Source organism: Haloferax sp. KTX1 (genome assembly GCF_902410085.1).
Taxonomy (GTDB): Archaea; Halobacteriota; Halobacteria; order Halobacteriales; family Haloferacaceae; genus Haloferax; species Haloferax massiliensis.
This window is the reverse complement of sequence record NZ_CABPRH010000274.1, coordinates 1-415: the sequence shown is the minus strand read 5'-3', so window position 1 is coordinate 415 and position 415 is coordinate 1. Positions and strand designations below refer to the sequence as shown.

At 63.1% G+C, this 415-nt stretch carries 1 pseudogene; it reads left to right on the top strand.

Features of this window, described 5'->3' with window-relative positions:
* Positions 1–415: pseudogene (locus FY251_RS21815) on the top strand (bifunctional metallophosphatase/5'-nucleotidase); the annotation flags it as partial.

Sequence of the window (415 nt, the reverse complement as noted above, 5' to 3'; positions counted from 1 at the left end):
GTCCCACGTGGCAAGCCCGGCCGCCGTCGAGCTCGCGGAGTCTGTCGACGGTATCGACGTCATCGTCGGCGACCACGCCGCGACGTTCTCCGAGGAGCCCCAAGTCGTGAACGACACGGTGCTTTCGTTTGTTGACGACGAGTACGACTACCTCGGCGAACTGACGCTCACTGTCGAAGACGGGGAGCGAACCGACCACAGCCTGACGGTGTACGACACCGCTGCCGCGGTTGATGAGGGCCGCGTCGAACCGCACCCAGGTGTGTTCGAAGTCGCGGAAAGCTACGAAAGCAAGCTCAGCGACGAGCTCGACGTCGTCATCGGAGAGACAACCGTCCCACTCGATGCCCGCGAGGACACTGTGCGTTCCGAGGAGTCAAACTTCGGGAATTACATCGCCGATGCGCTCCGCAGC